At 30.5% G+C, this 21,311-nt stretch carries 18 protein-coding genes; 2 read left to right on the top strand and 16 right to left on the bottom strand.

What is annotated here, in order from left to right; all coding sequences use genetic code 11:
- Positions 1 to 172 precede the first annotated feature (172 nt).
- Positions 173 to 1,510 carry a magnesium transporter gene (gene mgtE, locus RSD37_RS00765; RefSeq protein ID WP_346944785.1) on the top strand — a complete coding sequence of 446 codons (1,338 nt, stop codon included), beginning with the start codon at positions 173 to 175 and terminating at the stop codon, positions 1,508 to 1,510.
- 227 nt (positions 1,511 to 1,737) lie between these two features.
- On the opposite strand, the gene RSD37_RS00770 is transcribed toward mgtE, so the two are convergent.
- The 6 genes from RSD37_RS00770 to RSD37_RS00795 all read right to left on the bottom strand — a co-directional run bounded on the left by RSD37_RS00770 (position 1,738) and on the right by RSD37_RS00795 (position 6,814).
- The gene (locus RSD37_RS00770) at positions 1,738 to 1,893 is read right to left on the bottom strand and encodes a zinc-ribbon domain-containing protein (RefSeq protein ID WP_346944786.1); all 156 of its coding nucleotides are present in this window, start codon (positions 1,891 to 1,893) and stop codon (positions 1,738 to 1,740) included.
- A gap of 403 nt (positions 1,894 to 2,296) precedes the next feature.
- Positions 2,297 to 2,452: a zinc-ribbon domain-containing protein gene (locus RSD37_RS00775; RefSeq protein WP_346932233.1), complete on the bottom strand. Its 156-nt coding sequence runs from the start codon at positions 2,450 to 2,452 to the stop codon at positions 2,297 to 2,299.
- A gap of 227 nt (positions 2,453 to 2,679) precedes the next feature.
- Positions 2,680 to 4,122 carry a DEAD/DEAH box helicase gene (locus RSD37_RS00780; RefSeq protein WP_346944787.1) on the bottom strand — a complete coding sequence of 481 codons (1,443 nt, stop codon included), beginning with the start codon at positions 4,120 to 4,122 and terminating at the stop codon, positions 2,680 to 2,682.
- A gap of 244 nt (positions 4,123 to 4,366) precedes the next feature.
- On the bottom strand, positions 4,367 to 4,522 hold the full coding sequence (locus tag RSD37_RS00785) for a zinc-ribbon domain-containing protein (protein WP_346932233.1): 156 nt from the start codon (positions 4,520 to 4,522) through the stop codon (positions 4,367 to 4,369).
- A gap of 252 nt (positions 4,523 to 4,774) precedes the next feature.
- Positions 4,775 to 5,620, bottom strand: a complete 846-nt coding sequence (locus RSD37_RS00790) for a DegV family protein (RefSeq protein WP_346944788.1) — start codon at positions 5,618 to 5,620, stop codon at positions 4,775 to 4,777.
- A gap of 408 nt (positions 5,621 to 6,028) precedes the next feature.
- Positions 6,029 to 6,814, bottom strand: a complete 786-nt coding sequence (locus RSD37_RS00795) for a nitroreductase family protein (RefSeq protein WP_346944789.1) — start codon at positions 6,812 to 6,814, stop codon at positions 6,029 to 6,031.
- A 310-nt stretch (positions 6,815 to 7,124) separates the two neighbouring features.
- On the opposite strand from RSD37_RS00795, the gene RSD37_RS00800 reads away from it, so the two are divergent.
- Complete coding sequence (locus tag RSD37_RS00800) at positions 7,125 to 8,129, top strand: phosphotransferase (RefSeq protein ID WP_346944790.1); 1,005 nt, start codon at positions 7,125 to 7,127, stop codon at positions 8,127 to 8,129.
- A 487-nt stretch (positions 8,130 to 8,616) separates the two neighbouring features.
- Here the strand turns inward: RSD37_RS00800 and RSD37_RS00805 are convergent, their stop codons facing one another.
- From RSD37_RS00805 to RSD37_RS00850, 10 genes are all read right to left on the bottom strand, one after another.
- Entirely contained in the window at positions 8,617 to 10,767 is a 2,151-nt protein-coding gene (locus RSD37_RS00805) for a YgiQ family radical SAM protein (RefSeq protein ID WP_346944791.1), read from the bottom strand.
- A gap of 184 nt (positions 10,768 to 10,951) precedes the next feature.
- Positions 10,952 to 11,986, bottom strand: coding sequence for a type I glyceraldehyde-3-phosphate dehydrogenase (gene gap, locus RSD37_RS00810; protein ID WP_346944889.1), 1,035 nt, complete (start codon positions 11,984 to 11,986; stop codon positions 10,952 to 10,954).
- Between the two features lie 369 nt (positions 11,987 to 12,355).
- A complete protein-coding gene (trxA, locus tag RSD37_RS00815; protein WP_346944792.1) occupies positions 12,356 to 12,664 on the bottom strand; it encodes a thioredoxin in 309 nt (102 codons plus the stop codon).
- Between the two features lie 261 nt (positions 12,665 to 12,925).
- Positions 12,926 to 16,174, bottom strand: a complete 3,249-nt coding sequence (locus RSD37_RS00820) for an FtsX-like permease family protein (RefSeq protein ID WP_346944793.1) — start codon at positions 16,172 to 16,174, stop codon at positions 12,926 to 12,928.
- 2 nt (positions 16,175 to 16,176) lie between these two features.
- Entirely contained in the window at positions 16,177 to 16,881 is a 705-nt protein-coding gene (locus tag RSD37_RS00825; RefSeq protein ID WP_346944794.1) for an ABC transporter ATP-binding protein, read from the bottom strand.
- Between the two features lie 307 nt (positions 16,882 to 17,188).
- Entirely contained in the window at positions 17,189 to 17,638 is a 450-nt protein-coding gene (locus RSD37_RS00830; RefSeq protein ID WP_346944795.1) for a hypothetical protein, read from the bottom strand.
- A gap of 172 nt (positions 17,639 to 17,810) precedes the next feature.
- Positions 17,811 to 18,194 carry an aspartate 1-decarboxylase gene (gene panD / locus RSD37_RS00835; protein WP_346944796.1) on the bottom strand — a complete coding sequence of 128 codons (384 nt, stop codon included), beginning with the start codon at positions 18,192 to 18,194 and terminating at the stop codon, positions 17,811 to 17,813.
- A 17-nt stretch (positions 18,195 to 18,211) separates the two neighbouring features.
- Positions 18,212 to 19,057, bottom strand: coding sequence for a pantoate--beta-alanine ligase (panC, locus tag RSD37_RS00840; RefSeq protein WP_346944797.1), 846 nt, complete (start codon positions 19,055 to 19,057; stop codon positions 18,212 to 18,214).
- A 247-nt stretch (positions 19,058 to 19,304) separates the two neighbouring features.
- Positions 19,305 to 20,132 carry a 3-methyl-2-oxobutanoate hydroxymethyltransferase gene (gene panB / locus RSD37_RS00845; RefSeq protein ID WP_346944798.1) on the bottom strand — a complete coding sequence of 276 codons (828 nt, stop codon included), beginning with the start codon at positions 20,130 to 20,132 and terminating at the stop codon, positions 19,305 to 19,307.
- A gap of 1 nt (position 20,133) precedes the next feature.
- Entirely contained in the window at positions 20,134 to 20,982 is an 849-nt protein-coding gene (locus RSD37_RS00850) for a Rossmann-like and DUF2520 domain-containing protein (RefSeq protein WP_346944799.1), read from the bottom strand.
- Positions 20,983 to 21,311 lie beyond the last annotated feature (329 nt).

Below are 21,311 nucleotides of genomic sequence, written 5' to 3' on the forward strand. Positions count from 1 at the left end.
GTATCCTAGTGTAAAAGTTATATAGTTATTTATCATGGCATTAAACATTATGTTTAATGCCTATTTATATCTTCATTGTTTTTAACCCACTACAACCTAAAAATTATATTTTTTTTGTTTTAAGTCAATATTATAATTGACTTAAAACACTTAATTAATAGGAGGGGTAACAATGGAAAACACATTAAAGCTAATTAATGAAAGAAAATTTATAGATGCAAGAAAAAGTATTGAAAATAAAAACGTAGTAGATATTGCAGCTCTACTTGAGGAAATGGATAAAGAAAATGTGGTTAAAATATTTAGGGTTCTACCTAAGAATATTTCTGCTGATGTCTTCGCATATTTAGATCATGAGCAAAGACTATTTATAATAAACTCTATAACAGATATTGAAATTTCAAATATTATCAATGACTTATTTATTGATGATACTGTGGATTTTTTAGAAGAATTACCTGCTAACGTAGTAAAAAAGATTTTAAAAAACACTGATGACAATACTAGAAAAATAATTAATCAGTTCTTAAAATACCCTGAAAGTTCTGCGGGAAGTATAATGACCATTGAATATGCAGATTTAAAAAAACAAATGACTGTTAGTGATGCTATTGATCACATTAAAAAAACGGGAATAGATAAAGAAACTATTAATACTTGCTATGTACTTGGTGACAATCGAGAGTTTGAAGGAATTATTTCTATAAGAAAATTAATATTAAGCGAAAGTGATATGATAATTGAAGATTTAATGAAAACTGAATTTATTCATGTTAACACTTTAGATGATCAAGAAAACATTGCTTATCTATTTAAAAAATATGACTTATTATCCATACCCGTTACAGACAATGAGAAAAAGTTAGTTGGTATAATAACTATTGATGATATAGTAGATATTATAGATCAAGAGAATACTGAAGATTTTCAGAAAATGGCTGGAATGGAGCCCAATGATGAGGAATATCTAAAAACAAGCGTATGGAATCTAGCAAAGCATAGAATTATTTGGCTTCTTGTATTAATGATTTCTGCTACATTTACTGGAAATATAATAAAAAAATTTGAAGATGTACTTCAATCTGTTGTTATTCTTGCGGCCTTTATTCCAATGCTAATGGATACTGGTGGTAATGCTGGTTCTCAATCCTCTACACTTATAATCAGAGGTCTTGCCCTTGGTGATATAAAACTTTCTGATGTATTTAAAGTTATGTTTAAAGAATTACGTGTTAGTGCTCTTACTGGATCTGTTCTTGCTACAGTAAACTTCATAAGAATATATTATTTTGAAAAAACTAGTTTCTTAATCTCAATTACTGTATGCATCAGTTTATTCTGTACTGTAGTTATGGCTAAAGTCTTAGGTGGTATCCTTCCTATAATAGCTAAAAAACTTAAACTTGACCCGGCTATTATGGCCAGTCCATTAATAACCACTATAGTTGATGCTGTAGCACTAACTCTATACTTTACTCTAGCTGTGGCACTACTTAACTTGCCAGTTTAATTTATCAAGTCCAATATCATATCTAACCTTATCTGTACCTTGATTATGTGGCAATGTTATCAACTATACCTAGTTAATATTATTATCTAAACACTAATAATATTTAAAATAATGCTATATCTTAAATGATTATATTAATTGCTTATCTATACTAATTTAAAATATAGTCTAAAAAAATAAAGCTATAAGATTTAATCTTATAGCTTTATTTGAAATATAAAATATTACTATCTTCTATTTCTTTCTGCTTTTCTTGCTCTTCTGCAATCAGCACATCTAGTTGGCTCATTTTCGAATCCTTTTTCAGTGTAGAAAGCTTGCTCGCCTTCTGTGAATACGAATTCATTTCCGCAATCTCTGCATGTTAATGTCTTATCTGCCATTTCAAATTCCTCCATTTTTAAAGATTTACATTCAACTAACCATTTCTCTAAAATTGGAGAAAGTTATAATAGATGTTAAATCTTTGTTTTATTTTTATGATTTTAGTTTATCATTTTAGTAATTTAATTTCAAGCATTTTTTTCAATATTTAACCTATTTTATCACAAATTTTGGAATATAATTAGAATGCATGTATAGGTTATCATTATCATACTAAAATTTAATAATTAATTAAATGTCACTTTTATCACTAATTTATTTATCAAGTATAAATAGTTATTTACTAGACTTTAAGTTCTATATACGATACTATAAATATTAATTATCAAGATTTATATAATAATAAAAAAATAAAGCTATAAGAATTACTTCTTATAGCTTCTATTTAAATATTAGATATTACTATCTTCTATTTCTTTCTGCTTTTCTTGCTCTTCTGCAATCAGCACATCTAGTTGGCTCGTTTTCAAATCCTTTTTCTACGTAGAAAGCTTGCTCGCCCTCTGTGAATACGAATTCGTTTCCGCAATCTCTGCATGTTAATGTTTTATCTGCCATTTTACATTCCTCCATTTTTTTAAAGATTTACGTACAATTAACTAATTCTCTAAAATTGGAGAAAGTTATTATAAATGTTAAATCTTTATTACTTTTATTTTGTATTTACTACTTCTTTAGTATACCATTGTATTTTGAATAACACAAGATTTATTTTTATTTTTTTATTTATTTTTTAACTTTATTTTTAATAATCTATCTTTTATTTTTAAAAAATATTTTTGAAATTATTTCCTGGCTATTTGTACTTGAACCTTCTTACCTTTTATTGTGATTTCCTTATATTTCTTAAGGAAATCTCTCCCCTTATTATTAAGTATATCCACATATGAGATGTTATCTTGAACATCTATTATACCTATATCATCAGCGCTTAGTTCCGGAAGATTACTTAAAGCTCCAACCACATCTATATTTCTTATTTTCTTCTTCTTTCCTGCGCCAATATATAATTTTGTAACATCACTGTGAATTACTTTCTTTTTAGGACTTGCCCCCGCTCCAATGACTTTTTGACTTTCCTTGAATATAGCTTTCCCAGCATTAACTTCCTCATCACTAGGAAACTCACCTTGATTAATTGTATACCCTAGATACTCTTCAATGGAAGCTAAAAATTTCCTTTCATAATTTGAAATAAAACTTATAGCACTGCCCTCGCGTCCAGCTCTTCCAGTTCTACCTATTCTATGAACATAACTCTCTCTCTCCATGGGAACTTCATAGTTAAATACATGGGTAATATTATCCACATGAATTCCACGTGATGCAATATCCGTAGCAACTAGAACCTTAAAGCCTTTATTTTTAAATCTTTCCATAGTCTCTAGTCTTTCCTTCTGTTCCATATCACCATGAAGCTGTTCTACTAACATACCTTCTGATTTTAAACCCTCATATATGGTCTTAACTTTATCTCTAGTATTACAGAATACTATTGCAGCATCAGGCTTAGCAGCATATAGGTTTTTCCAAAGTGCTTTAAACTTATCTTTTTCCTCAATATTCAAATAAGATTCCGTAATCTTTTCACGATTAAATACCTTTGATTTCACCTCCAAAATCTTAGGTGATTTCATATAGTTAGAACATAAACTTTCTATCCTATCTGGAATTGTTGCAGAAAATAATGCAGTAGTTCTTTTTCTAGGTAACTCATCTAAGATTTCTTTTATTTGATCTATAAATCCCATATTTAGCATCTTATCTGCTTCATCAATAACCACAAAGCTTAAATCCTTAAAATCCAAATTCCCTCTATTCATATGATCGCTTATTCTACCTGGAGTTCCTATTACAATATGAACTCTCTGCTTAAGTTCTCTTACCTGATCATTAAAAGGTTGTTTCCCAAATACAGCTGCACATCTTACTTTTTTTAATCTTCCTATATTTGAGATATCATCTTTAACCTGAAGTGCAAGTTCTCTAGTTGGAACTAACACTAACCCCTTTATACTAGAATCTTCTATCTCTACTTCATTACACATTGGAATTCCAAAGCTAGCTGTTTTTCCACTCCCGGTTTGAGACTTAACTATTATATCGTTATGTTTCAAAAGATTTGGTATTGTTTCCATCTGAACTTCAGAAGGATTCTCAAACCCTAAATTACTTAATGCCTTTAATATGTTTTCATCTAAATTATACTTGTTAAATCCGTTACTCATAAACTTCTCCTTAAATGTTATTATCTATTATTTGTTTTAAAATATATCTTTCTATTATGATAAATAAATTATACTACTTCAACTTAGTTAACCTCAAATAAAAACTAATGGTTTTATATTAAACTCAATATTTAATCAAATCTACTATCTATACTGTTAGCCAAATTCACATTAAAAATACAAACCAAAAATGGAAGCTATAAGAATCACTTCTTATAGCTTCCATTGAAATATTAAATATTAATTATCTTCTATTTCTTTCTGCTTTTCTTGCTCTTCTGCAATCAGCACATCTAGTTGGCTCGTTTTCAAATCCTTTTTCTACGTAGAAAGCTTGCTCGCCTTCTGTAAATACGAATTCGTTTCCGCAATCTCTGCATGTTAATGTTTTATCTGCCATTTTAAAATTCCTCCATTTTAAAGATCCACCTACTATTAACAAATCCTCTAATTGGAGAAAATTATCATATATATGTTAAATCTTTATTTTATTTTTTATTTTGTGGCTAACCACTCATTTAGTATAACATAGGTGTATATTTAAATGCAAGGTTTATTTTAGTTGATATTTCAATAGTTTAATACACATCTATTTATTATTAAATTACATTTTTATATAATTATTTTTATTTATTCTTATTTAGTTCTAAATTTAAAATTCTTCTAAAATGCATAACCCAAGAGATTTTGGTCCTGTATGAATTCCCATAGCTGGCCCTATAGTTTCAAGAGATATTTCTGTAATTCTTGGATTATCTCTAAATTCTTCATAAAATCTCTTAGCTTCTTCAAAAGCATCTCCACTTAAAACCCACACTTGACATTTAGCTTTTTCCAAATGTTGTTGTAATATTTTTTTAAGCCTACTTACAGATTGAACTCTACCTCTACTCTTTGCATATGAATATAATATTCCTTCATCATTAGACGAAATTATAGGTTTAAGATGTATCATCTCTCCTATGGTTCCTGCAATTTTCCCAATTCTTCCGCCCTTAACTAAATATTCTAAAGTATTTAACGCTACATATCCTGTAACTCTTTGTCTTATAGCTTCAAGCTTTTCAAATATTTCCTCGCATTCCATACCCTTGTCCATCATCTTTGCAATTTCCATTACAATAGCACCTTGAGGATATCCAAGAGTTTTCGTGTCATAGAAATGGAAGTTAAGTCCTTCATAGTCATTAGAAATAACTCTAAGGCTATTCAGTGTTCCTGATAACTTTCCAGAGACAGTTGCAATGATTACATCTGTATATCCTTCAGATTTTATTTCATCAAATACTTTATGGCAATAACCCACATCTGGTAGAGATGTAGTAGGTATCTCCGTAACAAGCGAAGCATACATTTCCTCTGAACTTATAGTAACCTTATCTAAATATTCTCTATCCTTATATATTATTCTAATTGGTATTACCCTAACTCCATATTTTTCAACCATTTTACCATCTAAATCACAACTACTATCTGAAATCAAAGCTATCTTTTGCAAATTAAATTCCTCCCCAAAACGTTAGTGTTTCAAATATATCATATCTAATAAAATTAAACAATTATTCTTTGTACTATAAATTATAAACACTATAATTCACATAATAACTATTAAAATACACATACTTTAAGTTACCATATTTATGCCTACTTATTTATTTTTATATCTTTATTATCTCCCAGTTTCTTTACATTATAAGTAACAGTCAGAATTTCGGATTTTTGCTCTGGAGCTTACTCATTGGAATATATATTATACAGAATTTCAATTAAACTTAAATCTATAGTTTAGCTCTTCAAAGTTAATTGATATCCAAAATCTTTAGTTTTGTATTTAAATATAAAAAAGAGGTCCTTTTAAACAGCTTTTAAAATCAGTTTAAAAGATTACCTCTTTATATATTATAGGTTATAATTCACTCTTATCCATTTTCCAATGATCTACAGCTACTTTTAGACTTCTATTCATTTCATTCATAAATTCGGATCCAAACTTTCTACTATAAATATATTGTCCAAAATTTTCAGCATCATATCTATTAGGCTTTGGTAGCTTACCTTCAAACTCTTTATACATATGTTCAAAACTATCATCTGAAATATCTTTATACTCTTCATCAAAAACTATATACTTTCTATCAAATCTTGATTTTATAACTCTTGGATAATCTTCTGGATAATATCCTAGGCATAGCATAGCTACTGGCGTTGCCCAGTTTGGAAGATTAAACATTTCTCTATGCGTTTCATAGTTTTCCACTATATCTCCAATATAGCAAGAACCAACTCCAAGAGACTCCGCAGCCACAACTGCATTTTGTGCAGCTATGAAGGCATCTCCTGCAGCTAAAAATAATTGAGATAAGTCTGGAGTTTTGACTTTCTGATTTTTCTTATCACAGCACCCCTTAACACCACTAACTTCAAAATATTTATTTAGCCTATGAGCATCTGCTACAAATACAATTATCACAGGTGCTGTAGCTATAAAAGGTTGATTATCACAAGTTTTAGCAAGCTTCTTCTTCTTTTCATCATCCTTTACAACAATCATAGAATACATCATTACATTCCCCGCTGTAGGAGCTCTCATTGCACTATTTATAATAGCATCTAAATGCTCCTTTTCAATGTCTCTATCTGCATATTTTCTTAAAGATACCCTATTATTAATCAAGTCTATAGTTTCATTCATATTCCCATCCCCTTCTATCTAATAATTCCCTATAAATTTAATCTATTTTGAAGTTATTTTATAATATTATAACACATTTGTATTTAATATACATTTAATATATACTTTACATATAGAAGAGTTTATATTAATAATCTTAAATATAACTATTATATTTTTAATTCACACATACTTCAATTATTATTCGTATACTTGGATTTCATATTACTTGTCCCACCAATTGTTTTTAGAATAAAGCATATAACTTTTGAAAAAATATCCATGAGACATTAGTATCAGGTAGAAATATTTCAATAAGGGAGTTGAGAAATTGGAGAAGGAAGTAAAAGAATTATTTAATGTACAGATTTTAGAAGAAGCTGCAGGGAGATTTGGTATAGATATTTCTACATTAAATTTAATTGGAGGGTTCCAAAATTTTATTTATGAATATCAAAAACAAGATAAATCATACATTCTAAGATTAACTCATAGTTCCCATCGAAAAGAAGAACTTGTGAAAGGTGAGCTGGATTGGATTTTATATTTAGTTAATAATGGAGTATCAGCTTCAAAACCTACTTATTCGACACAAGGTAAATTAACAGAGAGAATTAATGTAGATGATTCGTATTTTATTGCTACCTCTTTCGAAAAAGCTCTTGGGCAAAGGATTGGATATCCTGAATGTATTAGTAATGATGAATTATTTGAGAAATGTGGTCAAATAACAGGAAAAATACATTTTTTATCTAAGATATATCGACCTTCAATAAAAGAAATTCAAAGACATGATTGGACAGAGAATTATTATTTACAAAATATCAAGAGATATATTTCTACTGACCAAGCTGATGTATATGAAAGTTATAAGATTATAATAAACAAAATTAATCAACTAAGAAAAGATTCAAATTCATATGGAATTATTCATGGAGATATTAATGTTGGAAACTTTTTATTAAGTGATAAAGGGATTAATATTTTTGATTTTGATGAGTGTCAATATAGTTGGTTTGTGGAAGATATAGCTATTCAATTATTTTACATTACCTACGTCTTTTTAGATGACAGCATAAATGAAAGGCAATCTCAAGCATATCGTTTCATGGAAAATTTCATGAGGGGCTACTATAAAGAAATTTTTATAGATGAATATTGCTTAAGACAAATACCTATATTTCTACAACTCAGAGAAATAATTGTTTATACAGGAATGCATCGCAGTCTCGATTTGTCCAATTTGAATGAATGGACAAAAAACTACATTGAGCAAAGCAAATCGAGAATTGAACAAAGGATTCCTTTAATAAATGAAATTATTAATAGTAGGTAATAAAATAGTTAACTTTTACTATTTATTAATTGTTATATATATGTAGTATATTAGGTGATGACATTAATATGTTATTAATAAAAGTGGCTGTCTTAAAATGATTGACTTATGTTTTATCTGAATGTTGAAAGTGGACTTAAATATTATTGATAGCAAAGCCATTTGCAAGGTTCTTGAATTTACTTAAGCTATGTGAATAGTTAATCCGTAAAAAATACAACCTGTTTGAGCGAATGCGAGTTGTTAAGTGAGAATCTAAATCTATGATTTAGCTCTTTAAACTTACTCATTCGAATGCATATGAGAAGGAGCTTCTTCTATATAATAATGAAACTCCCCCTCAACTGCGTTCGGTGGAGTAAGTTCCACTAACAAAATATAAAATTTCGAGTGTCACTTAAGGTTCCGAAACGGCTTGGCTGCAATAATATAAGTCCAATTTCAACACTAGTTTATGACATATTCAATTTTGAGACAGCCCCTTTCACTACTTACGAGTTCTTTTCATTGACTTGTCTTTTGATGAAGATTTGCTGCGTTTGCTTACAAATTTGCCTTTAGACTTATCGTTAGCTTTTCCTCTTGGAACTTTTGAGTTATTACCTTGAGAATCTCTACTTTTACCTAAAGTTTTACCACTTTCATTACCAGTAGACTTGCCTCTGAAATTATCTTCAGCATTTGCTTTTACTCTACCTTTAGTAACACTTTGACTTCTACCATTTTTATTCTCACTGGCACTACTTTTTTTAGCTCTTCTACCTTTATCGCCATTACCATTAGTTCTATTTACTTCTGATGTTCTACCATGGTCTGTATTTCCCTTGAAGCTTTTCACTTGTCCCTTTGCCTTTATAAGACATTTAGGTCCATTTCCTATTAAATCTTCTCTACCAGCCTGAACTAGTGCATCATGAACTATGTCATACTTCTTAGGGTTTCTGTATTGAAGTAGCGCTCTTTGCATTGCCTTCTCACTCTTACTCTTAGGTACATAAACTTTCTCCATGGTAAGAGGATCTACACCTGTATAGAACATAGCTGTAGCTAATGTTCCTGGAGTTGGATAGAAGTCTTGAACTTGTTCTGGTTGATATTTTATATCTCTTAAGTATTCAGCAAGCTCTATAGCTGAATCTAAGGTGCTACCTGGGTGGCTAGACATTAGATAAGGTATAATATATTGCTTCTTTCCCGCAGCTTCATTAATCTTATAGAACTTTTCAGTGAATTTGTCATAGGTTTTCCCTGCTGGTTTTCCCATGTATTTTAAAACATTACCACAAACATGTTCTGGGGCAACTTTTAATTGTCCACTAACATGGTGTTGAACTAGTTCCTTAAGGAATGTATCATTTTTATCTGCCATTATATAATCATATCTAAGTCCTGAACGTACAAAAGCTTTTTTTACTTTTGGAACTGTTCTTATCTTTCTAAGTAAATCTAAATACTCAGTATGATCTACGTCTAAGTTTTTACAAGGCTTTGGATATAAGCATTGCTTATTTTTACACGCTCCATGCTTAAGCTGTTTTTCACAAGCTGGACGTCTAAAGTTTGCTGTAGGTCCTCCAACATCGTGAATATACCCTTTAAAATCACTCAAATTAGTTATCTCCACAGTTTCTTGTAGTATAGAATCCTCACTTCTACTTTGAACTATTCTTCCCTGGTGGAATGTTATAGCACAAAATGCACAGTTACCAAAACAACCTCTAGAACTAACTATACTAAACTTAACCTCTTCTATAGCAGCAATCCCACCTTGACCCTCATAGCAAGGATGATAATTCTTCTGATAAGGAAGACCATACACATGATCTAGTTCCTCTCTTGTAAGTGGCATCTCTGGTATATTTTGAACTACATATCTATTAGCATGTTTTTGTACTATTATCTTTCCTCTCACTGGGTCTTGCTCTTCATATTGAACCTTGAAAGCTCTAGCATAGTCCATCTTATCCTTACAAATATCTTTATATGATGGTATTTCAATATAATCACTTACATTTTCTAAATCATCTGCTATATAGCAAGTCCCTGGCACATGTCTAATATACCTTACTTGAAGTCCATCATTTAAATTATTTGCAACTTCCACAACTTGCTTCTCACTCATACCGTAAATAAGTAAATCTGCTCCACTATCAATAAGCATAGATTTTCTAACCTTATCACCCCAGTAATCATAATGAGCGAATCTTCTAAGGCTAGCCTCAACCCCTCCAATTATAATTGGAATACTTTTATAAGACTCTCTTATCTTATTGCAATATACAATGGTTGCCATATCAGGTCTTAATCCCATCTTACCACCTGGAGAATAAAAATCTTTTTCTCTAAGTTTTTTAGCAACTGTATAATGATTAACCATGGAGTCCATATTTCCTCCATTAACTAAAAACCCAAGTCTTGGTCTTCCAAGCTTTATAAAATCCTTAGTGTCATTCCAATCTGGTTGTGCAATTATCCCTATTTTGTATCCTGCATCCTCAAGAACTCTTGAAATTATTGCAGTTCCAAAGCTGTGATGATCTATGTATGCATCTCCTGTTACTATAATAAAATCTAACTGATCCCAATTTCTCTCAATCATATCTTCTTTACATATTGGTAAAAATTTATTTTCTGTCATCCAATCACCTACTTAAATATAGTCTAAACCATTATAATATAACTTAAACAATAATTATACTCTAAAAGAACTCAAGAGACTATTTCTTTTACAAAATAACCTCTTGAGTCTTAATTAAATATATTAGTATTTTATAATGGTTGGTAAAATTAATTTATATGAATAACTAGTGTAATCTAGTGAATTAAGCAATTTTAGAAACTTTCTCTGCAATTAATAATTGTGAAACATAGTTAGCTAAATCAACTACTCTTGCAGAATATCCCCACTCATTGTCATACCAAGATGCAATTTTTATCATCTTTCCATTTACCATAGTTGATAGTCCATCAACTATAGAAGATCTACTATCCCCTTTGAAATCTACTGATACTAATGGCAATTCACATAATCCAAGAATTCCTTTAAGTTCATTTTCTGAAGCTTTCTTGAATACTTTATTTATTTCTTCTACAGTAGTTTCTTTATTCACTTCACAAACTAAATCAGTTATAGATACCGCAGCAGTTGGAACTCTTAAAGCAAATCCGTCTAATCTTCCTTTAAGCTGTGGTAATACCTTAGCAACAGCCTTTGCAGCTCCCGTAGTAGTTGGTACTATCGACTCTCCAGCTGCTCTTGCTCTTCTTAAATCCTTGTGAGTCTTATCTAGTATTTGTTGGTCATTAGTATAAGAATGAACCGTAGTTATAAAGCCTTTTACTATTCCAAAATTATCATCTAACACTTTAGCTACTGGTGCTAAGCAATTAGTTGTACATGAAGCATTTGAAATAAGTGTATGCTTTGAAAGATCTAATTCTGAATCATTTACTCCCATAACAACTGTAATATCTTCATCTTTACCTGGTGCTGTTAATATAACTTTCTTTGCACCTGCTTCAACATGAGCCATAAGTTCTTCTCTAGTCTTAAATTTACCTGTAGATTCTATAACTAAATCAACATTCAGTTTCTTCCAAGGAATATCCTTTGGAGCGTCACATCTTGTTATTTTTATTTCTTTACCATTAATAATTATGGAATTTTCCGTTGTTTTTACATCACCCTTAAAAGTACCAAAGCAAGAATCATATACAAAAAGATGTGCAAGTGTTTCTATATCTGCTCTAGCATTTATAGCAACTATATTGAAATCCCTATTATGGTTTTCACATGCTATTCTTAAAAAAGTTCTTCCGATTCTTCCGAATCCATTTATTCCAACGTTTATCATAATTAAACCCCCGTCAATAATTGTTATACTCTTTATATTAATATAGTACATCACATTAATTTGTGTGTCAAATAAAGTGCATCATATTATTCCTTGAAATTCTATGTATTTTCTTTAAAACTCTCCAATTATCTCCCAATATCTCCAATTTACTGCTTGTTCAATTTAATATTTCTTTTATAATTGCTCAAAGTCAGTTGAAATTTAGTTAATCCCCAAATCTATAAACTTTTTTTCAAATTTAATGTTCAATATATGTGCTACACAATAAAGCCTCCGCCATGTAATATAGCAGAGGCTTTAGATTTTAATTATTTATTATTAGCTAATTCACTTTAAATCTTTAGCTAAAAAAGTCATATTATTTATATTTTAAATATGATTTTTAAGCTTAGCTTTTATATCTTCTGGTTGCATAAATCCAACCATTCTCTCTACCGGTGCTCCATCTTTTAATACTATCATGGTAGGTACACTCATAACTGAGAATTTTCTTGCAAGTGATCTACTTTGGTCTATATCAGACTTTAAAAATTTTACCTTACCTTCAAAATCTTCTTGAAGATCTTCAAGCACTGGAGTTAATCTTTGGCATGGTCCACACCATGTAGCAAAGAAATCCACTAATACTAGTCCACTTCCAGCTTCCAATTCAAAATTATTTTCGTTTATAACTTTCATAATTTATATATCCTCCCATATGTTTCTTTATACAATGTTAATTTTACCACATTTTTACACATTTTTATAGCTTAATTTGATTATTATTTTTCCCAAATACTTAAATTTTCCACTGCAAAGCATTTATAATGGGATTTAATTTAATCAAATTAAGCTACTATACTAGTCTTACCCATAAAACAAGTAAATATTTCTTTTCAGTAAAACTTATTTTATCCTTTTTTATAATTATATTTACTTATATTTCAAATTTATATATTCCTAATCTACAGACTTTAAAGATTCAACCATAGGTATATTTCTAAGCTTATAATACATAGCAATATTAACTATAACAGTAAATAATATTGTCAGTAACGCTGACCATATATAACTAAACCTAGCTATATTTCGTCCAAACATCATAGATTCTACCTCCGCAGTTACCATAATAAATCTATGTAAAAATACACCAAGTATAAGTCCACAAATCATTCCTATAAAAGTTAATATAAAGTTTTCTCTATAAACATAAGCTGAAACCTCATTATCATAGAATCCTAGAACTTTAATCGTTGCAATTTCACGAAGTCTCTCACTAATATTAACATTAGTAAGATTGTAAAGTACTACAAATGCTAACGAACCTGCTGATATAATCATAACTATTACCACATAATTCAAATTTTTAATCATGTCTCCAAAATTATTCTTAATACTTGAATTAAAATTAACTGAAACCACATTAGGTATATCTATTATATCTTTAGCTAAGGAGTTTTCAAATTTATCTGAAGTGTCGCTTATCTTTGATATTATATGATTATACTCTACTTTTTCTCCATAGATCTTTTCATAAAGTGATGGTGTCATATATGCATAGTGAAATACATAGTGCTCTGTAATTCCAGTGATTTTAACTGAAAACTTCTCACTTTCAGCATTATCGATATATATAGAATCTCCAACCTTTACTTCTAGCTGTTTTGCAAGCTTCTCACTAATTACAATACCGTCATCTGAAAGATTTAGTTGATGTTTACTCTTACGATTTCTTAAAAGTATAAAATCATTAAATTCCTTCAGATTACTTGGAATAAATATTTTTATATCCTTCTCTACTTCACCCTTTGAAGCTTTTGCACTTAAGTTTTTAGCCATCATATATTTTTCTATTCTATTTTCTCCTGATATATGATTTAATACATCAATATAATCCTTTTCCGTCATATCACCTTCTAAATCAACCATCATATCATACTTGTATATTTCACCAAACTGTTTATCTACTATTGCCTTAATGGAATCCTTTATTCCAAAACCAGCTAGTAACAAAGCAGTACATCCTGCAATTCCTATAACAGTCATTAAGAAACGCTTTTTATATCTGAAAATATTTCTTGCAGATACCTTCTGAATAAAATTAAATCTATCCCATATAATCGGTATCTTCTCTAGAAGAATTCTCTTTCCTTCTGCCGGAGCCTTAGGTCTCATTAAAATTGAAGGAGTTTGTACTAACTCTCTATAACAAGCAAATACTGCAGCTAAAGTAGTTGTAAGCACCGATGCTATAGTTGATATGGTCGCATACTTAATATTAAAGGTTAATATTACTGGTGGAAGATTGTACATGATCCCATAGGCATTAAATATAACCGTTGGGAATACCGTAAATCCAATGATAATTCCTAAGATACTTCCTGCCACACTTGCAAGGGCAGCATATATAATATATTTTGAAGCAATTGCACCCTTACTATATCCAAGAGCTTTCAAAGTTCCTATATTCCCTCTCTGTTCATCAACCATTCTCGTCATAGTAGTTAAGCATACTAGCGCTGCAACTACAAAGAAAAATACTGGAAACACCTGTGCAATAGCATTAACTCTATCTGCAGAACCTTCATAGTCAACAAAACTATAGTTTGCATTTCTATCTAATACATACCACTTAGATTCTTTAATGTTGCCAATCTGCTCTTCAGCCTCAGCAAGTTTCTTCTCACCATCTTGAATTTTTTCTTTTGCTTCTTCCTTAGCCTTTTTATATGCTTCTTCCCCTTCAGCTAAAGCTATTTTCCCTTGGGCTAAAGTACTACGAGCTTCAGCAAATTCAGCTTTCGCGGTTTCCTTCCCCCTACTTAACTGAGCCTTTTGAGTCTCAAGTTGTGCTCTTCCAGCATCAATGGTAGCTTTACTAGCAGACAGCTGTTTCTCACCTTCTGATATCATATCCTTATTAGCGTCAAGTTCTGCTCTTCCCTTATTTAAAGTTTCTTTACTTATTTCAATTGTGCCTTGTAATTTTAATATTTCTCCCTGAATTTCTTGTTTCTCAACTTCAGAAAGATTCTCATCTTTTATTTTCGTCTCTAAAACTGATAAATATCCCTGAGCGCTTTTTAGTTCAGCTTCTCCAGCAGAAAGTTGCTCTTCTGCTGTTTTAAATTGCACTTCAGCTTCTTTCTTTGTTTTAATAAACTCACTATGCCTTTTATTATATTCAACTTCACCATCTGTAAGAGCAGTTTCACCGTTTAATATCTTACTTTCAGACTCTGTTACAAAACTATTAAATTGATTTTCCTTTTCTATAAGTTGACTTTCGCCTAAGGTTAATTCATCTCTAGATTCCTTAAGTTTATCTTCGGCATCTTTTAACTCTTTCTCTGACTTTACCTTTCCATCCTGAAGTTCTTCTTTACTGGTAGCTATCTTACCACTGGCTTCACTAATTACTTCTTCATATCTAATCTTACTTCTGATAACGCCAAGGTTCTCAAACTTATCTTCAACTTTATTAACTATTTCATCATACTTATCACTATAAGTTTCAAGTTCTTTAGTTCCTTGTACCGTAAGAAAAATTTCTGTATATGCTTCCATATTAAAGTCTTCATTAGGAATTATCATGAAGCTATTAACCTTACCATTTCCTATAGAGCTACTTCCCTTTTCTAAGGAAACATATGTAGGACTATGCACTGTTCCAACAACCGTAAACTTTCTAGTTTTCAATCTACTACTAATATCCTCATCCGTACCTGAAGTAACTTCTAATGTAGTTCCTATAGGTATCTCCTGTTTAACCATTGAACTTGCTTCAATAACACATTCTCCAGATTTTTCTGGATATCTACCCTCTACTAATGTTGGTTTATTTATGTAATATTCATCATTATTTTTACTATTTTCCAAAGAAAATCCATGTATCTTTAATACAATTTCTTCTGTTTCTAAACTGGTAAGTACATCTAAAGAATAGGTTGGAAATACGTCCTTAACACCTTCTATCTTTCTTACTTCATTAACATCATCATCTGTAAGTCCCAAGGTTGAAATAAGTTGTATGTCCATGAAATTTTGATCATCATAATAAGCATCTGCCGTAATTTTCATATCTGGAGATGCCACCTTTATTCCAGAAAAGAAAGCTACCCCTATAGCTACTATTGCAACAATAGATAAAAATCTACTTAAAGTCTTTTTGATATCTCTAAATGTATCTTTAGATAATGAACTCCTCATAATTACCACTCAATCCTTTCCACCGGAGTTGGATTATCATTAGTAGTAATACTATGCACCTTACCGTTCTTAACCTTTATAACTTTATCTCCCATAGATGTAAGTGCTAGGTTATGTGTGATAACTACAATGGTCATCCCTAAGGTTCTACTAGTATCTTGAAGCAACTTTAAAATAGCCTTTCCAGTGTTATAATCTAAAGCTCCAGTAGGCTCATCACAAAGCAAAAGCTTTGGATTTTTTGCAAGAGCTCTAGCAATTGCTACTCTTTGCTGTTCTCCACCTGAAAGTTGAGCCGGAAAATTATTTCTTCTCGCCTTAAGCCCAACATCCTCTAAGGTTTTCTCTGTATCCAAAGGATTTTTACATATTTGAGTGGCCAGCTCTATATTCTCTATAGATGTCAAATTCTGAACTAAGTTATAAAACTGAAATACAAACCCAATATCAAATCTTCTATAGGTTGTAAGCTGTTTTTCACTGTACTCATCCACCCTATTTCCATCTACATAAATTTCACCTGAAGTTGAAGTATCCATTCCTCCAAGTATATTTAGTATTGTACTCTTACCCGCTCCACTGGCTCCTGCAATTACAACAAACTCTCCTTTATCAATAGAAAAATCTACTCCGTCTAAAGCATTAATTTCAACCTCACCCATTTTATAGGTCTTTTTTATATCTACAAACTCAATATATTTGCTCACTCACTATTCCTCCATACTCTTTAAAATAATGTAATTTCGCACTAAATAAACTCGTTCCAATTTGTTATATTTACAATTTAACAATGAGATTATAAATATAAAATTAATGTTATATCACTTTATATTTACTGTCAATTCATTTGATCCCTGCCTATTTACTTTAGTTGATATTTACCCATATATTCACTAAATACTAATATTATTTACAAATCCATTATAGTTAGTAGTTGTTTAAAACACAGCTTAAAAGAAAAAGAAGCAACAAGGTCACTTCTTTTGGTCTTATATAAATTATTTAACTTCTCTATTACTTAACAATCTTCTCAGCTAAATTACCTACCAGTGGAATTTTATATCCTTTATAATTATAGGCTTTTACCATACATATAATTTCAAATATAGTAATGATTATACTTACTATACCTGTAAATAACCCTGCAATTATCATCGTTCCCCACACTCCATAAGCAAATGGGTTAAAAAGTAACAATCCAGCACTTCCCCCTATAATAACAAGTATAATAAATTTAATAATTATTCCAGCAATATTAAGTAAAAATCCTTGCATTGCATGAAATTTCACAAAGCTACTGTCTTTCTCTAAAAAGTAAATAATAATAGGTACAAGCCATGATATATAACTAATACCTGGAATAAAAATCGTAATAATAGCAGCCCCGTAAATAAATAATGCAATAACATTAGCATCCATATCTACTATGGATGATTTATGTGGCTCCCAATCATAATTTAACATAAAAACCCTCCCTTAATTCCCTCTATAATATATTATGCCTTAAAACCTATTATATTTCATTCTATTACAAAATTTCATATGACAAAAAAATAAAAAACTATGTTATCCATAGTTTTTTAAAATGTATTAGTTATTAAGTAAGTTTCACTGACTAACTTATAAATTTGGAGTGTTACTTAAGTTGACCATGCTTTTCATAATTAGTAACCTGAGTTATTTTGTTACCCTCGTCTACAAAAACCACCTTAGGCTTATGCTCTTTTGCTTCTTCACCATCTACTTCACAATAGCTCATAAGTATAATTTTATCTCCTACTTGAACACATCTTGCAGCTGCTCCATTAAGGCATATAAGACCACTGCCTCTTTCCCCTGCAATTGTGTAAGTTTCAAATCTATTTCCATTATTTATATCCACAATTTGAACCTTCTCATATTCTAAAATCCCAGAAGCCTCAAGTAAATCCTCATCCACAGTAATACTTCCAACATAATCAAGTTCTGCTTGAACCACTGTAGCTCTGTGTATTTTCCCTTTTAACATTGTTATTCTCATAATCTTTTCCTCCTAAGTTAGATGTTATAAGTAAAGTTGTCTATTAATCTAGTTTTACCAAAGTTAACTGCAAGTGCCACAAGTACATCTTCTTTAATTTCACATACTCTTTCTAATGTACTACTACTTACAACTTCCACATAATCTATTTTTGCTAACTGCTCTTTTTCTATATTTTCTCTTATAAGTTTTATTATAGCTTCTACCTTTTTTTCTCCAGCTTCCATAGCATTTTTAGCTAAGGTTAAAGATTTATTTAAAACTAATGCAGCTTCTCTTTGTTCTTTAGATAGGTATGTATTTCTTGAACTCTTTGCAAGACCATCTGCTTCTCTAACAATAGGACATCCCACTATTTCTATATCAATATTAAGATCCCTTACCATTCTTCTAATCACTGCAAGTTGTTGAGCATCTTTCTCTCCAAAATACGCTCTCTGAGCTGGTACTATATTGAATAATTTTGAAACTACAGTACATACTCCTCTAAAATGAGTAGGTCTGCTACTTCCACAAAGCCCAGTAGTAAGACCACCTACTTCTACAAACGTTGAGGCATCACTAAAGTACATGTCTTCACTTTCAGGATTAAATATTAAACTTGCTCCAGCCCTTTCACAAAGCATTGAATCTTTTTCTAAATTCCTAGGATATTTATCTAAATCCTCAGTTGGTCCAAACTGTGTTGGATTTACGAATATACTTACTACAACTCTATCATTTTCCTCCGCTGCTTTTTTAATTAAACTTTCATGTCCCTCATGTAGATATCCCATAGTAGGAACAAACCCAACCCTTAATCCTTCTGATTTCCATACCTTTACTATTTCTCTAACACTTAATACATTACTTAATATTTCCATAATATTACCTTCTTTATATATTTTTTATTTCTACTTATTTTCTATTTTTATTTATTTTAATCTATATTTTAGATTTTCTCCTGACCAAAGCCTTATATAAAGTAACTCATCCTCACATTTGTTGAAATGAGTAAGTTCCACTGACCAAATATAAAATTTTGAGTGTTACTTAGATCAAGGTTACGAAACGGTTTAGAGAGGATAATATGATGTAGACCCGACTTCAATTAAAATATAGTAACCCATTCTAATAAAGCTTTGATATAACATCTTCACTTATTTTAAATCCATGTTCAGGTCCAGGAAAGGCTCCTGCACTGACTTCATCTATATATTCCTTAAATGCCCCCGTCATTATTTCATTTATATCAGCATATTTTTTTACAAACTTCGGAGTGAAATCACTGAACATCCCAAGCATATCTTGATATACTAGAATTTGTCCATCACAGTTAACCCCTGCTCCAATTCCTATAGTTGGAATTGAAATTTCCTTTGTAATTATCTCTGCGAGTTTTGCAGGTACACATTCTAAAACTACTGCAAAAGCCCCTGCTTTTTCTACAGCCTTAGCTGCTTCAATAAGCTCTCTAGCTGCTCCTTCACTTTTTCCTTGCACCTTAAATCCACCTAATGAATTAACTGATTGAGGCGTTAAACCTATGTGTGCCATAACTGGTATAGATGCTTTAGTTATAGCTTCTATTCTATCACACATATCTATTCCACCCTCAAGCTTTACTGCATGTGCACGCCCCTCTTTCATAAGACGTCCTGCATTTAAAATCGCATCATACACAGAGGTCTGATAAGACATAAATGGCATATCCGCAACTACTAAAGCATTTTTTACACCTCTCGTAACAGCTTTTGTATGGTGAATCATATCTTCCATAGTTACTGAAATTGTATCTTCATAACCAAGACAAACCATTCCAACTGAATCTCCAACTAAGATCCCATTAATTCCTGAATTGTCAATAATCTTTGCCATGGAATAATCATAAGCAGTAAGCATTGTCAGCTTCTCGCCTTTTGCTTTTGCATCCTTGAATGTTACAACCGTATTTTTCATACTATATTTCATCTCCTAAAAATCTTTCTATTTTACTGTAATCCCTATTTTCATTCTTTTGCTTTGCTACCTTAAGTAAATTACTATTTAACACCTTGTACAACTTCTTCTCATCTTCATTTAAACATGCTAAATGAGTTTTCATAGTAAATAGATCGCCTCTTTCTAAAGGTCCTGTAAGACTTTTTACAGTTCCTGAAGTTTTTATATTTTCAATATTATTAGTTATAAGAGGATATAGTGCATCAATAGCTAGTTCCTCACTAAAACCACACTCTTTTAGGTAATTTACACCATTATTAATAAGCCCTAGTACCAAGTTACTACTCATAACTGATGCTAAATGGTATAAATCCTTATTTTTTTTATCAATGATTTTAACTTGATTTCCCATAATTTTAATCATATTGACTAATTCATTGATATATTTTCCATGTCCTTCAATTGTTATAAAAGCTTTTTTTAAATTTTTATAGGAATTATATTTATCCGAAAGGGCAAACATTGGATGTATAGAATAGGGGTAAGCACCAAACTTACTTATATCTGAAAAGATTTCCGAAGATAACAAACCACTACAGTGGCATATTAATTTATTATTTATAGACAACTCTTTTATTTCATTCCACACCCCTTCAATCTCTACATCTGGGGTGGTAATGAAGATTCCATCACTCTCTTTTATAAGTTCTTCCAAACTTAAAAACTGTTTTGCACCAGTAAAGTTAGCTGCTTCCTTCGATGAGTTTTGATTCTTACTATAATAACCTGTAAGTAAGATACCATTCTCTTTAAAGTATTTCCCTAAAGAAAAACCAACCTTGCCTGCTCCAATGAATCCAAATTTCATAACAATCACTCCTAACTATTGTTATTTATCTCTTTTATAAAACTTTTATATTTAATAGCTTTTAATAAAATCGCCATGTAAAATATAAACTGTAAAAGAAATATGTGAAGTAATTTGTTATCTTAGTCTCATTCTAAAAGATATGAGCTGTCCGTGAAATCCATTTCTATAATCGCCAATATTATATGACTGATGATTATTTCTAACATAAGTTAGGCTATCTCTAGTTTAACTAGGTTCTCAGCCTAATCCTATAGATATAATTTTAGTATGGGTGCAATTATTTCTATACTGCCCTCGAATTACTTATATCATAATTTTAAAATGAT

The sequence above is a fragment of the Clostridium sp. genome (assembly GCF_036646415.1).
Taxonomy (GTDB): domain Bacteria; phylum Bacillota; class Clostridia; order Clostridiales; family Clostridiaceae; genus Clostridium_J.

Bases quoted from the DNA above. Each gene is read 5' to 3' on its own strand.
- RSD37_RS00770 (WP_346944786.1), bottom strand. From the start codon at position 1,893: ATGGCAGATAAGACATTAACATGCAGAGATTGCGGAAATGAATTCGTA.
- RSD37_RS00805 (WP_346944791.1), bottom strand. From the start codon at position 10,767: ATGACAGAAAATAAATTTTTACCAATATGTAAAGAAGATATGATTGAG.
- RSD37_RS00820 (WP_346944793.1), bottom strand. From the start codon at position 16,174: ATGAGGAGTTCATTATCTAAAGATACATTTAGAGATATCAAAAAGACT.
- RSD37_RS00795 (WP_346944789.1), bottom strand. From the start codon at position 6,814: ATGAATGAAACTATAGACTTGATTAATAATAGGGTATCTTTAAGAAAA.
- RSD37_RS00775 (WP_346932233.1), bottom strand. From the start codon at position 2,452: ATGGCAGATAAAACATTAACATGCAGAGATTGCGGAAACGAATTCGTA.
- RSD37_RS00785 (WP_346932233.1), bottom strand. From the start codon at position 4,522: ATGGCAGATAAAACATTAACATGCAGAGATTGCGGAAACGAATTCGTA.
- RSD37_RS00830 (WP_346944795.1), bottom strand. From the start codon at position 17,638: ATGTTAAATTATGATTGGGAGCCACATAAATCATCCATAGTAGATATG.
- panB (WP_346944798.1), bottom strand. From the start codon at position 20,132: ATGAAAAATACGGTTGTAACATTCAAGGATGCAAAAGCAAAAGGCGAG.
- panC (WP_346944797.1), bottom strand. From the start codon at position 19,057: ATGGAAATATTAAGTAATGTATTAAGTGTTAGAGAAATAGTAAAGGTA.
- panD (WP_346944796.1), bottom strand. From the start codon at position 18,194: ATGAGAATAACAATGTTAAAAGGGAAAATACACAGAGCTACAGTGGTT.
- trxA (WP_346944792.1), bottom strand. From the start codon at position 12,664: ATGAAAGTTATAAACGAAAATAATTTTGAATTGGAAGCTGGAAGTGGA.
- mgtE (WP_346944785.1), top strand. From the start codon at position 173: ATGGAAAACACATTAAAGCTAATTAATGAAAGAAAATTTATAGATGCA.
- RSD37_RS00780 (WP_346944787.1), bottom strand. From the start codon at position 4,122: ATGAGTAACGGATTTAACAAGTATAATTTAGATGAAAACATATTAAAG.
- RSD37_RS00850 (WP_346944799.1), bottom strand. From the start codon at position 20,982: ATGAAATTTGGATTCATTGGAGCAGGCAAGGTTGGTTTTTCTTTAGGG.